The 13,372-nt window shown below is 71.9% G+C and carries 11 protein-coding genes; 5 read left to right on the forward strand and 6 right to left on the reverse strand.

The annotated features are described in order from the left end of the window. Positions 1-70 precede the first annotated feature (70 nt). The 5 genes from Q2K21_RS24155 to Q2K21_RS24175 all read right to left on the reverse strand — a co-directional run bounded on the left by Q2K21_RS24155 (position 71) and on the right by Q2K21_RS24175 (position 7,017). Positions 71-1,366 (reverse strand): MFS transporter, encoded by a 1,296-nt coding sequence (locus Q2K21_RS24155; protein ID WP_310774940.1) that lies wholly within the window; start codon positions 1,364-1,366, stop codon positions 71-73. Positions 1,367-1,482: 116 nt separating this feature from the next. After that, entirely contained in the window at positions 1,483-2,895 is a 1,413-nt protein-coding gene (locus tag Q2K21_RS24160; protein ID WP_310774942.1) for a CitMHS family transporter, read from the reverse strand. 122 nt (positions 2,896-3,017) lie between these two features. Then, complete coding sequence (locus Q2K21_RS24165) at positions 3,018-5,270, reverse strand: molybdopterin oxidoreductase family protein (protein ID WP_310774944.1); 2,253 nt, start codon at positions 5,268-5,270, stop codon at positions 3,018-3,020. A gap of 442 nt (positions 5,271-5,712) precedes the next feature. After that, a complete protein-coding gene (locus tag Q2K21_RS24170) occupies positions 5,713-6,369 on the reverse strand; it encodes a TetR/AcrR family transcriptional regulator (protein WP_310774946.1) in 657 nt (218 codons plus the stop codon). A gap of 120 nt (positions 6,370-6,489) precedes the next feature. Next, a complete protein-coding gene (locus Q2K21_RS24175) occupies positions 6,490-7,017 on the reverse strand; it encodes a hypothetical protein (RefSeq protein ID WP_310774947.1) in 528 nt (175 codons plus the stop codon). A gap of 167 nt (positions 7,018-7,184) precedes the next feature. Between Q2K21_RS24175 and hmgA the strand changes: the two genes are divergently transcribed. The 3 genes from hmgA (at position 7,185) to Q2K21_RS24190 (ending at position 10,497) form a co-directional block, all read left to right on the forward strand. Then, positions 7,185-8,507: a homogentisate 1,2-dioxygenase gene (gene hmgA, locus Q2K21_RS24180; protein WP_310774949.1), complete on the forward strand. Its 1,323-nt coding sequence runs from the start codon at positions 7,185-7,187 to the stop codon at positions 8,505-8,507. Between the two features lie 61 nt (positions 8,508-8,568). After that, complete coding sequence (locus Q2K21_RS24185; protein ID WP_310774951.1) at positions 8,569-9,318, forward strand: GntR family transcriptional regulator; 750 nt, start codon at positions 8,569-8,571, stop codon at positions 9,316-9,318. 12 nt (positions 9,319-9,330) lie between these two features. Then, positions 9,331-10,497, forward strand: coding sequence for a type ISP restriction/modification enzyme (locus Q2K21_RS24190; protein ID WP_310774953.1), 1,167 nt, complete (start codon positions 9,331-9,333; stop codon positions 10,495-10,497). Positions 10,498-10,817: 320 nt separating this feature from the next. Here the strand turns inward: Q2K21_RS24190 and Q2K21_RS24195 are convergent, their stop codons facing one another. Beyond that, positions 10,818-11,537 (reverse strand): TetR/AcrR family transcriptional regulator C-terminal domain-containing protein, encoded by a 720-nt coding sequence (locus Q2K21_RS24195; protein ID WP_310774955.1) that lies wholly within the window; start codon positions 11,535-11,537, stop codon positions 10,818-10,820. A 63-nt stretch (positions 11,538-11,600) separates the two neighbouring features. On the opposite strand from Q2K21_RS24195, the gene Q2K21_RS24200 reads away from it, so the two are divergent. Then, positions 11,601-12,548 (forward strand): ATP-binding cassette domain-containing protein, encoded by a 948-nt coding sequence (locus tag Q2K21_RS24200; protein ID WP_310774957.1) that lies wholly within the window; start codon positions 11,601-11,603, stop codon positions 12,546-12,548. Next, positions 12,545-13,327, forward strand: coding sequence for an ABC transporter permease (locus tag Q2K21_RS24205; RefSeq protein WP_310774959.1), 783 nt, complete (start codon positions 12,545-12,547; stop codon positions 13,325-13,327). The genes Q2K21_RS24200 and Q2K21_RS24205 overlap by 4 nt, the downstream gene beginning before the upstream one ends. Positions 13,328-13,372 lie beyond the last annotated feature (45 nt).

Genomic DNA, 13,372 nt, shown 5'->3' on the forward strand with positions numbered 1-13,372 from the left:
GGCCCAAACTAGCGCCGTTAGTTTTGGGACGCCAGAGGACTCCGTGGTGCGGGCACGGATCGGGTCGCGGTCAAGCGCGGAACCGGACTCCGGGTTTCTCGCCCCCTCCGCCCCTGCCCTTCCCGTCCCTGGGGGCTGCCGCCCCCGTACCCCCGCTTTTCGGCCTTGACGGCCTCGTTCTCAATCGCCGGACGGGCTGAAGACCCGCGGGTGAGCGCAGCGCGATCCCGGACGAGAGCAGCAGCAGCACGCCGAGCATCACGAACGGCGCGGCCACGCCCGCGACCCCGGCCACCAGGCCCGCGGCGGCGGGCGCCGCGACCTGGCCGAGGCGGTTGCCGGTCAGCCGCAGGGCGAGGGCGGTGGAGCGGGCCTCGTCGGGCGCGGCCTGCACGACGGTCGTCATGGACAGCGGCTGTCCGACGCCCAGACAGAACCCGAGCACGGCGAGCATCACGCCGAGCGCCCAGACCGGCACCGGCAGCGCGATCCCGGCACAGAGCACCGCCGCCGTCAGACAGGTCAGGGTGAGCAGCACGGCCCGGCCGAGCAGCCGCAGCAGCGGGGTCAGGACGAGTCGGCAGGCGATGGTGGCCGCCGCGCGCAGGCTCAGCAGGACACCGACAACGGACGGGGTGATGCCGCGCTGGTCGCCGACGACCGGCAGATACGCGGTGAGGATGTCGGTCGCCGACAGCACGGCGAGGCTGATGAAGATGCCGGCGGGCACGCCCCGGGAGCGCAGGATGCGGTGGACAGGAACGCGGTCCCTCCGCGCCGTACGGGACGCGGCCTTCGTACGGCGTTCGATGCGCCACAGCGACGTGAACGCGACCGCGGCGCCCGCGCCCGCCACCACGAGAGCGAGCGCGCTGGTGGCCGCCCTGTCGGGGCCGTGGACCAGGGCGCCCGCGGCGATCGGACCGACCAGCTGGCCGAGCGAGGCGCCGATGGTGAAGTGGCCGAAGTTGCGGTCCTGCTCATGGGGCTCGGACCGGCGGGCGACGATCGACTGGGCTCCGATGACGAAGCACAGGTGACCGAGGCCCATCACCCCGCTCCACGCCGCCATCGCCGGGAGGGAACCCGCGACGCCGCTCAGCGCGCAGCCGCCGGATATCAGCACCACACCGGCCAGCAGCAGGGGCGTGCACCGGCCGTGGTCCGTGCGCCGGCCCAGGGGTACGGCGACGAACAACGGGAGCAGCGCGTACACACCCGCGATCACACCGACCGCGCGTTCGTCCGCGCCCAGCGCGAGGGCCCGGTAGGAGACGGCGGGCCGGGCCATCGACACCGCCCCCTGCGCGAAGCCGAAGGCGATGACGAGGCGGAGCAGCCAGCCGCGGTTCCCACCGGGCCCCATGGTCGTGTCCTCCTTGGAGAGTCGGATGACGTCTGGAGGGTCATGACGTCTGGAGGGTCGGATGACGTCTGGAGGGTCGGATGACCTCTCCACGTCCGCCTGATGACCTCTACGCGTCAGATGATGCCGAACAGGATTCCCGCTCCGAGTACCACGAGCGAGGTGAGCGCGGCCCACTTCACCACGAACCGCGTGTGGTCGCCGAACTCGACCTTGGCCATGCCGACGAGGACGTACACGGCGGGCACCAGCGGGCTGGACATGTGCAGCGGCTGGCCGACCAGCGAGGCCCGCGCGATCTCCAGGGTCGAGACGCCGTGCGCCTGGCCCGCCTCGGCGAGGACGGGGAGGATGCCGAAGTAGAAGCCGTCGTTCGACATGAAGTACGTGAGCGGGATGCTCAGGACGCCCGTGACGAAGGCCATGTGCGGGCCCATGCCGTCGGGGATGTTGTCCACCAGCCACTGGGCCATGTGGTCGACCATCCCGGTGCCCTTCAGGACGCCGGTGAAGACGGCGGCGGCGAAGACCATGCCGGAGACGTTGAGGACGTTGTCGGCGTGGGCGGCGAGCCGGGCCTTCTGGTCGGGGATGTGCGGGAAGTTGACGGTGAGTGCGAGCGCGGCACCGAGCAGGAAGAGGACCGGGATCGGCAGCCACTCCATGATCATGGCGGTGAGCAGGGCGACCGTGAGCAGCGCGTTGAACCAGTAGAGCTTGGGGCGCAGGGTGGGTCGGTTCGGGTCGAGGCCCTGGAGGCCCTCCTCGGGCTCATCCTGCGAAGCCTCGGCCTCGATGCCGGAGCCCGCCCCGCCGGTCCGCACGGGAGCCTTGCCGTCGCCGGATCCGCCCGATCCGCCGGCGCCCACCAGGACCGTCTCCTGCTCCTCCACGAGCACCTCGTCCAGCGTCAGCACGCCGAGCCGCTTGCGCTCGCGGCGGCCGAGCACGTACGCCAGGGCGAACACGCCCAGCAGGCCCACGGCGAGCGCCGGGATCATCGGCACGAAGATGTCGCTGGCGTCGAGCTTCAGCGCGGTCGCGGCGCGGGCGGTGGGTCCGCCCCAGGGCAGGGTGTTCATGACGCCGTTGGCCATCGCGGCGACACCGGTCATCACGACGAGACTCATCTTCAGGCGCTTGTACAGCGGGTACATCGCCGAGACGGTGATCATGAAGGTGGTGGAGCCGTCGCCGTCGAGCGAGACGATCGCGGCGAGCACGGCCGTACCGACGACGATGCGCAGCGGGTCGGCCTTGCAGAACCGCAGGATGCCGCGGACGATCGGGTCGAAGAGACCGACGTCGATCATCACACCGAAGTAGACGATCGCGAACATCAGCATCGCCGCGGTGGGGGCGAGGCCGGTGACGCCGTCGATGACGTAGTCGCCGAGCTTGGCGCCCTTGCCCACGAACACGCAGAACAGCGCGGGGATCAGCACGAGCGCCGCGATCGGCGACATCTTCTTCACCATGATCAGGACCAGGAAGGTCGCGATCATGGTGAAGCCGAGGATGGTCAGCATGAATGGATTACCTAACGTTCGCCCTTGAACTCCCGGCAGGGCCGGGGGTGCGATGACGTTAGGTCGCGTCAAACGGCGTTAACAAGACGTTGACATGAGAGCAATAAGCGCAAAACTCCAGGTCACGGCATTGTGCGGTCGACGGGGGCGAGTGCGGCGAGTTCCACGGGGACGCCGTTGAGTACCGCGTTGCCCGACAGCGGGTCGAGCAGGCTGCCGTCGAGGAGCTGGTTGACGTTGACCCCGGGGTCCAGGGCGGCGTGGCTCATCCGGGTGCCGGGCCGGTCGTGGCCCCAGCCGTGCGGGAGGCTGACGACGCCGCGCCGGATGCCCTCGGTGACCTCGACGGGTGCGGTCACCGCTCCCCCGGCGCCCTTGACCCTGACCTGCGCGCCGTCGACGAGTCCGAACCGCTCGGCGTCCTCGGGGTGGATGTGCAGGGTGCAGCGGTTGGAGCCGCCGGTGAGGGCGGGCACGTTGTGCAGCCAGCTGTTGTTGGACCGCAGATGGCGCCGCCCGACGAGCACGAGCCCGTCGGCGCGATCGTCGAGTGCCTGCCTCAGGCGCGGCAGGTCGTCCGCGATCGGACCCGGCAGCAGTTCGACCTTGCCGCTCACGGTCTTCAGCGGCTGCGGCAGACGGGGCCGCAGCGGGCCGAGGTCGATCCCGTGGGGATGGGCGAGCAGCTTCTGGAGGCCGATTCCGTCGGGGCGGGCGCCGAACCCGTCGCCGTACGGGCCGAGGCGCAACATCATGTCCAGCCGGCGCTCCGGGCCGCTCTCGCCGGTGAGTCGGTCGGCCAGTTCGCGCGGGTCGCGGCCGTGGACGGGCGAGTGGGGGTCGGTGACCGCCTTGCCGAGGGTCTGGTCGATGACGAGATCGTCGACGGCCGCGGGGTCGGCGCCGTGCATGCCCGTCGCGGCGAGGACGAGCCGGGCCAGGATCTCGGTCTCGGCCATGCGGCCGGGCTGCAGCGGGACGGCGGCGCGGGTGTAGCGGACCTGGTTGCGCACGGCGAGCGTGTTGAAGGCGAAGTCGAAGTGGGGCGCCTGGGAGGGCGGGGGCGGCGGCAGCACGACGTGCGCGTGGCGCGAGGTCTCGTTGAGGTACGGGTCGACGCTGACCATGAAGTCGAGTGTGCCGAGCGCCTTGTCGAGGCGGTCGCCGTCCGGCGCGGAGAGCACGGGGTTGGCGGCGACGGCGATGACGGCGCGGATGGGGCTGCCCTCGTCGGTGGCGGTGTCGATCTCCTCGGCGAGCGCGGAGATCGGCAACTCGCCCTTGGCCTCGGGGTGCCGGCGCACCCGCGAGTGCCAGCGCCCGAGCGCGAAGCCGCGGCCGGGCCCGGCGGGCCGGGGCGGCCGGTCGGTGGCCGACAGCGGGAAGAGGGCGCCGCCGGGCCGGTCGAGGTTGCCGGTGAGGATGTTGAGCACGTCGACGAGCCAGCTGGCCAGGGTGCCGTGCGGCACGGTGCAGCTGCCGATGCGGCCGTAGACGGCGGCGGTGGGCGCGGCGGCCAGTTCGCGGGCGAGGGCGCGGATGGTGTCGGCCTCGACATCGCACGCCTCGGCGGCGGCTTCGGGCGTGAAGTCCCGGACGGAGGCGGCCAGTTCGTCGAGCCCCTGCACGTGCGGCGTGAGGTCCCCCAGGTCGACGAGCTTCTCCTCGAAGAGGACGTGCGCCATCGCGGCCAGCAGCAGGGCGTCGGCGCCGGGGCGTATGGCGACGTGCCGGTCAGCGAGCCGGGCGGTGCGGGTGAGGCGCGGGTCGATCACGGTGAGGGTGCCGCCGCGGGCCTTGAGGGCCTTGAGCTTGCCGGGGAAGTCGGGGGCGGTGCACAGACTCCCGTTGGATTCGAGGGGGTTGGCGCCGATCAGCAGCAGATGGTCCGTGCGGTCGAGGTCGGGCACGGGGATGGCGTTCGCGTCCCCGTAGAGCAGTCCGCTGGAGACGTGCTTGGGCATCTGGTCCAGCGTGGAGGCCGTGAAGAGGCTGTGGGTGCGCAGGCCTGCGAGCAGGACGGGCGGGTAGAGGGCGCCCGCCATGGTGTGCACGTTGGGGTTGCCGAGGACGACGCCGACGGCGTGCGGCCCGTACCGCTCGACGACCGGCCGCAGCCCGGCCGCGACGGCGTCGAACGCCTCCTCCCAGGTGGCCTCGCGCAGTTCCCCGTCCCGGCGCACGAGGGGCGTGCGCAGCCGGTCGGGGTCGGAGTCGGCGGCCCCGAAGGATGCGCCCTTCGGGCAGATGAACCCCTTGCTGAACACGTCGTCCCGGTCGCCTCGGGCGCCGGTGACTCGGGTGCCGTCCACGGTGAGGGTGAGCCCGCAGGTGGCCTCGCAGAGGGGGCAGATACGCAGTGCGGTGCGGGACACGGGTCCTCCCGGAGGGGTGGCGGCAGCGGTGACGCGCGGACGGGCCGAGCATACCGACCGGTATGAATGGAGGGGAGCCCCTTGAAGCCGGCACCTCACCGACCGGCCCAGCATCCCGCCGACCGGCCCGCCACTTCGCCGACCGACCCAGCACCCCGCCGACCGGCCCAGCGCCTCACCGACCGGCCTGCCACCCCGCCGACCGGCCCAGCACCCTGCCCGTCGGACCAGCGCCTCGCCGGCCAGTCCAGCACCCCGCCCGTCGGACCAGCACCTCGCCGGCCAGTCCAGCACCCCGCCCGTCGGACCAGCACCTCGCCGGCCAGTCCAGCACCCCGCCCGTCGGACCAGCGCCCCGCCGACCGGCCCAGCACCCCGCCCGTCGGACCAGCGCCTCGCCGGCCAGTCCAGCACCCCGCCCGTCGGACCAGCGCCTCGCCGGCTAGTCCAGCACCCTGCCCAGATACGCCCGCAGAAGTTCCCGCATCTCCTCGATGATCTTCTCGTCGCCCTCCGGGGCCACCCGGAAGGCCAGGTGGACCAGGGTGTCGGCCGTTTCCACCGCGATCAGGAACATGCGGCGCAGTTCCTCGTCCGGTTCGCGTTCGAGGTACGCCGACAGCAGGTCCGTCAGGCGGTCGGCGACCCGATGGTTGGGTTCGGCGTAGCGGGCGCCGACGGGGATCTGGTTGCCGAAGTCGACGAGGGAGAAGCCGGGCGCCGTCCGCTTCATGTCCAGGTACTCGTCGAGCACCACGTCCATGGCCGCGCGCCAGCCGCCCTCGCCCTCGCCCTCGCCCTCCGACTCCGACTCCGACTCCGACTGCGACTCCGACAGACGGCGGGTGACGCGCTCGGTGAAGCGCTCCAGGTTGCGTTCGGCGAGGGCGTCGGCCATCGCCCGCTTGTTACCGAAGAAGCGGTACACGGAGCCGATGGGCACGCCCGCACGCAGGGCCACGGCCCGGGTACTCAGGGCGTCGTAGCCGACCTCGTCGAGGAGGTCGGCGCAGGCGTCGAGGATCCTGGTCAGTCGTTCGGCGCTACGGCGTTGGATGGGCGCGCGGCGCAGCGATGTCGCTTGGGGCACGGACTTCATAATGCCTTTCCGCCGGGAGCCGGTGAACCTCGCCCACCTGTACGGGAATCGGTGCACCCTGCACTCATCAGGGACTCATCGGGGACTCTTCGGGGGCGGCAGAGGTCGACCCCGCAGAAATCACCCCGCGCCTCCCGGGCTCACCGTCGCCTCCGCCCCCGACGCCGTGATGTCCACCGTGCTCTCGACCGGCTTGCCGTGCACCGCCCACACCGTCCGGTCGTCCGCATAGAGCCGGGCTGTGACGTGGTGTGTGCCGCGCGGGACCAGTGTGCCGGGGAGGTGGTAGTCCGTGGTGCGCAGCCGGGCCAGGGAGCGGCCGTCCAGGTAGAGCCGGACGACGCCACGGCCGGCCACGGCCACCGGGCGCGCGCCGGCGGGCGAGAAGCGGAAGTTACGGACGGTCAGCCGCACGTCCCAGCTGTCGCCGGAGTCCGGCTGGACCTCGACCGCCACCTGGGGCGCGCCCTTCTTGTCGACTTCACGGTAGTGCCGCCCTTCCTCGTCCGTGCCGTCCAGCACCTTGCCCACCGGCGAGGCCGCCACCTCGCCCTTCCGCTCGTGCGCGCCGCCTGAGCCGCAGCCCGCCGAGCCGCCGAGCAGGGCACCCACCGCGAGCGCGGCGAGCAGTCCGCGCGTCCACGACATGCCGGGGAGGGTATTGCACCGCGGTGCCGGCCGGATCCTCCTGGAGGCTGGTTCCTGTCTCCTCCCACGGTCCCGGCCGGCCTCCATCCACTCCTCCGTCTCCCCCTTGCGCACCCGATCTCCAAATCCTACGGTGATGCATAGGAATCAGTGGCGAGGGAGCGGTGATGAGCGGGGACGCGAGGAAGATCGCGGAGGGGCTGTCCTATCTCTCCGGGTTCGGCAACGAGCACAGCTCCGAGGCGGTGCCGGGCGCGCTGCCCGAGGGCCGCAACTCCCCGCAGCGCGCGCCGCTCGGGCTGTACGCGGAGCAGCTGAGCGGTACGGCGTTCACGGAGCCCCGGGCACACAACCGCCGTTCATGGCTGTACCGCATCCGCCCCTCGGCGGCGCATCCCGCGTTCACGCGTACGAACAACGGGACGCTCCGTTCGGCCCCGTTCACGGAGACGGTGCCCGACCCGAACCGGCTGCGGTGGAATCCGCTGCCCGAGCCGCCGGCGGGGACGGACTTCCTGGCCGGCCTGTGGACGCTCGGCGGCAACGGCGACGCCACTCAGCGGACCGGCATGGCCGTGCACCTGTATCACGCCACTTCCTCGATGGACCGCGTCTTCAGCGACGCGGACGGCGAGCTGCTGATCGTGCCGGAGCGCGGCGGACTGCTGCTGCGCACGGAGTTCGGGCTGCTGCATGTGGAGCCGGGCCATGTGGCGCTGATCCCTCGTGGGGTGCGCTTCCGTGTGGAGCTTCTGGATGACTCCGCCCGCGGGTACGTCTGCGAGAACTACGGCGCCCCCTTCCACCTTCCCGACCTCGGCCCGATCGGCGCCAACGGCCTCGCGAGCGCCCGGGACTTCCGGGCGCCGGTCGCCGCGTACGAGGACGTCGAGGGACCGGTCGAGGTGGTGAACAAGTTCTGCGGGAACCTCTGGACGGCCGTCTACGACCACTCGCCGCTCGACGTCGTCGCCTGGCACGGCAACCATGTGCCGTACATCTACGACCTGCGCCGCTTCAATGTGATCGGCACCATCAGCTACGACCATCCGGACCCGTCGATCTTCACGGTGCTGACCTCCCCGAGCGACACTCCCGGTCTGGCGGGCGTCGACTTCGTCGTCTTCGCGCCGCGCTGGCTGGTGGGCGAGGACACCTTCCGGCCGCCGTACTTCCACCGGAACGTGATGAGCGAGTACATGGGCCTCATCGAGGGCGCGTACGACGCGAAGACGGCCGGAGAGGGCGGTTTCGTACCGGGTGGCGGCTCGCTGCACAACATGATGTCGGCGCACGGTCCGGACCGGGAGACGTTCGACCGGGCCAGCGCCGCCGAGCTCGCGCCCCAGAAGATCGACGACGGGCTGGCGTTCATGTTCGAGACCCGCTGGCCGATGACGCTGGCACCGCACGCGGCCCACGCGGAGCATCTGCAACAGGGGTACGACGGTGTGTGGCAAGGCCTCGAACGCCACTTCCGCCCGCTGTGATGCTCGTTCGCCTCCGGCTCACTCGTTGCACTGGACGCCGACGAACAGGTACGGATAGCCCGTGACCTCCTTCGCCCCCGACTCCATCGTCCTGAACCGCAAGCTGCCGCTCTGGTACCAGGTGTCACAGTCGCTGCGTGCCTCCATACTCGGCCGCTCGCCCCAGGACCCGCTGCGTCTGCCCACCGAGGAACAGCTGGCGGGCCACTACGGGGTGAGCGTGCTGACCATGCGGCAGGCGCTGAAGGAGCTGGAGGACGAGGGGCTGATCACGCGCCGCCGCAGGCGCGGCACGTTCATCGAGCCCAGCGCGAGGAGGGGCGCTCCCGTGCGGCTGCTCGGCTCGGTGGACGCGATCGTGGCCCAGCAGTCCGGCATGACGACCGAACTGCTGGGCCACGGCACGGTCCCCGTCCCGGCCGAACTCGCTGAGTACTTCCCGGAGCTGACCGAGGTGGCGACGTACCACCGGCTGCGCTGTGACGAGAAGACCGGCGAGCCGACCAACCACGCCCGTAACTACGTCCGCCCCGAACTGGCCGAGCGCATCGACCGCGAGGACCTGGCGCGATGGCCGATGACCAAAGTGCTGCGGGACGTGGTCGGCGTGGACATCAGCCGCATCACGGACACCGTGGAGGCGCGGCTGGCCGACCCGGAGACGGCCCGGCTGCTCCAAGTCCCGCTGCTCAGCCCGATCCTGCACTACACGGGCATCACGTACGACACCGCCGGGCGGCCGCTCGACGTGGCGGTGATCCACTACCGCGGGGACCGCTTCTCCTTCACGGTCACCCTCGAAGCCACCTGACCCCGTCGTACGATGCCCAGCGTGACGCACGACGACGCTCCGCTGCTCGCGGACCTCATGCCGTGGTCCGTCGCACCTCTGCGGCCGGGCCGCGCCTGGCCGTCGGCGCCCGACGCGGCCTCACTGAGGGCACGGTGGGACGCCCTCATGAAGGCGGAAGGGCCCGACCGGGAGGCGCTGTTCGAGCCGACCCGCTCGCGCACCCTGCACTCGGCGGTCGGGCAGCTGCCGGGGCGGACCGGCGGCACCGAGAGGCTGCTGCGCGCCTCGGGATCCTGCCCGGAGCCGGTACGCGTGCTGCACGCGCCGTTCGACGAGCAGTGGCTGATCCCCGACCACCGGCTGATCGACGTGGCACGGCCGGAGTTGTGGCGCGTGGCGGACGAGCACCAGATCTTCGCCGTGGAGACGGCCGCCGCACCCGAGTCCCCCCGCCCCGTGCTGCTTACGACCTCCCTGCCCCCGGTACTCCGCTCGGGCCGCATCCGCCCGCTGTACCGCCGCCCCGGCGGTGAGGAACCGAACCTGGCCCCCGGCCTGTTGGAGCACCTGGGCTCCCGCCTCGGCCACTCCCCCGCCCCGGTGGACGTCCTGGCCTGGATCGTCGCGACGGTGCGCCCCGGCCTCGCGGTCCCCCTCACCGAGGACCCCGGCCTCTGGGCCCGCGGCGTCGAGTCGGGCCGGCGCATGCTCTGGCTGATGCGCCGCGACGGCGAACGACCCAAGCTGCCCGGCGGCCGTCGCCCCTACGTCCGCGCCCCGCTGCCCTCGCGTCCGCTCACGCTGCACTACGACCATGACGAGGAGACCCTCCACCTGGACGAGGGCCGCATCTCGCCCGTACCTCCCGCGGCCTGGGACTTCGAGGTGGGTGGAGTCCGCGTCCTGGAGCAGTGGTTCGCCGCCCGTACCGCCGAGGGCGATCCGGGCACGCTGGCGGTGATCCGTCCGGCGACCTGGCCGCAGACGTGGACGTCGGAGTTGCTGGAGCTGATCACCGTGCTCACGCTGCTCGCCGAACTGCGCCCGCTGCGGGAGGAGTTGACGGCGCGGAAGCCGATCACCGCCAGTGAGCTGCACAAGGCGGGCGTGCTTCCGGTGCCGGAGTCCGCACGTCGGCCGGCTTCGGTTCTCGACGGCCATGAGGAGGGCCCCGAAGGCCAACTGGCGCTGATCTAGGCCGCGAGGCTCCGGTCCGGGCCGGGAGACTCCGGTCCGGGCCGGGAGACTCCGGTCCGGGCCGGGAGACTCCGGTCCGGGCCGGGAGGCTCCGGTCCGAGCCTTGAAGCGCCGGCCCGAGCCGGGAGGCTCCGGTCCGGGCGGGAGGCTCCGGTCCGGGCGGGCGGCTCCGGTCCGGGCCTTGAAACGCCGGCCCGAGCCACCCTTGCGAAGTCGGCTGCGGTGTGGCAGCGCCCTGAAGGGGCGCGCGGAACGGCGCGATCCGCCACGACGGGCCCGCAGAAGATCGACGGCCCGTCGCGGCACTTCCCGCGCAGCGCTCAGGCCTTGGACGCGAAGGAGTCCAGGAGCCTCGTCAGCACCCGGTCGAAGGCCCCCTCCGGGTCGTCGGGCGGTGCGACGCCCGACGCGAAGAGGGCCGCCAGATGCGGATAATCACCGGCCATGACCTGGCGCATCATGTACGCGCCGCGCACGGCCTCTTCCTGCTCCGCCGACCACGGCACGGAGCGGGTGCGTTCGGCGATGGCCCGCTCGTTGGCGACGAACGTCATGGCCGAGCCGTTGATCATCGCGATCAGTTCCAACTTGGTGCCGGCCGGTATGTCGAGGCCTTCCAGGCAGGCGAGGCACTTCTCCAGATAGCGCAGGGCGTTCGGGCTGACGCTGTAGACGCTCGACATCACGCGGACCAGCCACGGGTGGCGCCGCATGATGTCGAGCGTCTGCCGGGCCATGGCCAGCATGTCCGCGCGCCAGTCCCCGCTGGGCCGGCCCGACAGGTCGTACTCCCCGCTGACCAGGTCGACCATCAGCTCGTACAGGTCCTCCTTGCGCGGCACGTAGTTGTAGAGCGACATGGTGCCGCACCCGATCTCGGCCGCGACGCGGCGCATCGAGACCGCGTCGATGCCGTCCGCGTCGGCGATGCGGACGGCCGCCGCCGCGATGTCGCCGCGGCTGTACGCGGGTTTCGGGCCCCGGCCCGCACGCTCGGGACGTGCCCAGATCACCTCGGGTTCGGCCGCTCGGCCAGCCATCGATCATCACCTCACCCACCATCGTAGTTACGTACGGCGTACGTAGTGGGGTATGGTCGCCTCATGGCTACTACGTACGCTGTACTTAGTGAGGGTCTGGAGAAACGCTTTCGCGATGTCCGTGCGCTGCGCGGCCTGGACCTCGCGGTCGCGGAGGGCACGGTCTGCGGACTGCTCGGACCCAACGGCGCGGGCAAGACGACCGCGGTCCGGGTGCTGACCACACTGCTGGCCCCGGACGCCGGAACCGCCAGGGTCGCCGGGCACGACGTCGTACGCGATCCGGCTGCGGTCCGCCGCCGGATCGCGGTCACCGGGCAGTACGCGTCGGTCGACGGCGATCTCACCGGCGCCGAGAACCTGCGCCTGTTCGCCCGGCTGCTGCGCGCGCCGCGGTCGCGGGCGGACGAACTGCTGGAGCGATTCGGGCTGACCGAGGCCGCGGACCGCCCCGCACGCACCTACTCCGGCGGCATGCGGCGCCGACTCGACCTCGCCGCGAGCCTCGTCACCCGGCCCGCCGTGCTGTTCCTCGACGAACCGACGACCGGTCTTGACCCGCACAGCCGGAACGGCATCTGGGACGCCGTACGGGAGTTGGCGCGCGAGGGGACGACCGTGCTGCTGACCACGCAGTATCTGGACGAGGCCGATCGACTGGCGGACGACATCGTGCTGATCGACGAGGGCCGGGCCGCGCATCAGGGAACTCCGGCCGGGCTCAAGGCGCAGATCGGGAGTTACGCCGAGGTGGTCGTCGGCGCGGAGGGCGGCGAACCCGCGCTGCACGCGGCCGCCGTGGTCCTCGACCAGCTGACCGGCTCGGAGCCGGTGCTCGACCGCGAGCGCCGCACCGCGGGAGCGGTCGTCCTCGACCCGGAGCTCACCCTGCCCCGTATCGTCCGCGAACTCGACACGGCCCGCGTGCCGGTCGTCGACGCGAGCCTGCGCCCACCCACCCTCGACGAGGTCTTCCTGCGCCTCACCGCCCGAAAGGAGGTCACCGTATGAGCGCGGTGATCCACGACGGCACCGCGATGCTGGGCCGCCACCTCCGGCGGATCCGGCACGCGCCCGCGATCACGGTGATGACGCAGACGATGCCGATCGTCTTCCTTCTGTTCTTCGGCTACGTCTTCGGCAGCGCACTCGCCATGCCGGGCGAGGAGTACCGCGCGTTCCTGGTCCCGGGGATGCTGGTGGCCACTGCCGCGAACGGCATCATGACGGGGATGTTCACCGCCGCCCAGGATGCGCACCGCGGCGTGATGGACCGGTTCCGTACGCTGCCCATGAGCCGCTCCGCCGTCCCCGTGGGCCAGGCGGCGGCCGACCTGCTGACGACCACGGTGGGGCTCGTTCCACTGCTGCTGGTGGGCCTCGCGATGGGCTGGCGGGTCGAGGGCGGATGGCTGCGCGGGGCGGGCGCCTTCGGCCTGTTGCTGCTCTTCCGCTTCGCGACCACCTGGGTGGGCATCCTGCTCGGGCTCGCCTCGCAGAGCGAGGAGGCGGCCGGGCAGCTGGCCAGCGCGACCTTCATGCTGCCGTTGCTGTCCAACGCCTACATCCCGGTCGACGGTCTGCCGGGCTGGCTGCGCACGGTCGCCGAGTGGAATCCGATCAGCGCGGTGACCACGGCCGTGCGGGACCTGTGGGGCAACGCTCCTGTGCCCGATGGGGCGGCCTGGCCGGTGGCCCATCCCGTCGCCGGGTCGCTGGCGTGGTGCGGCGCGCTCCTCGTGGTGACCGTGCCGCTCGCCGTCCGCCGGTACGCGCGCGGAGGGCGCTGACCCCTCTACTGACAAAGGCTCCGGGCGGGGGACATGATCCACCAC

The sequence above is a fragment of the Streptomyces sp. CGMCC 4.7035 genome (assembly GCF_031583065.1).
Classification (GTDB): Bacteria; Actinomycetota; Actinomycetes; order Streptomycetales; family Streptomycetaceae; genus Streptomyces; species Streptomyces yaanensis.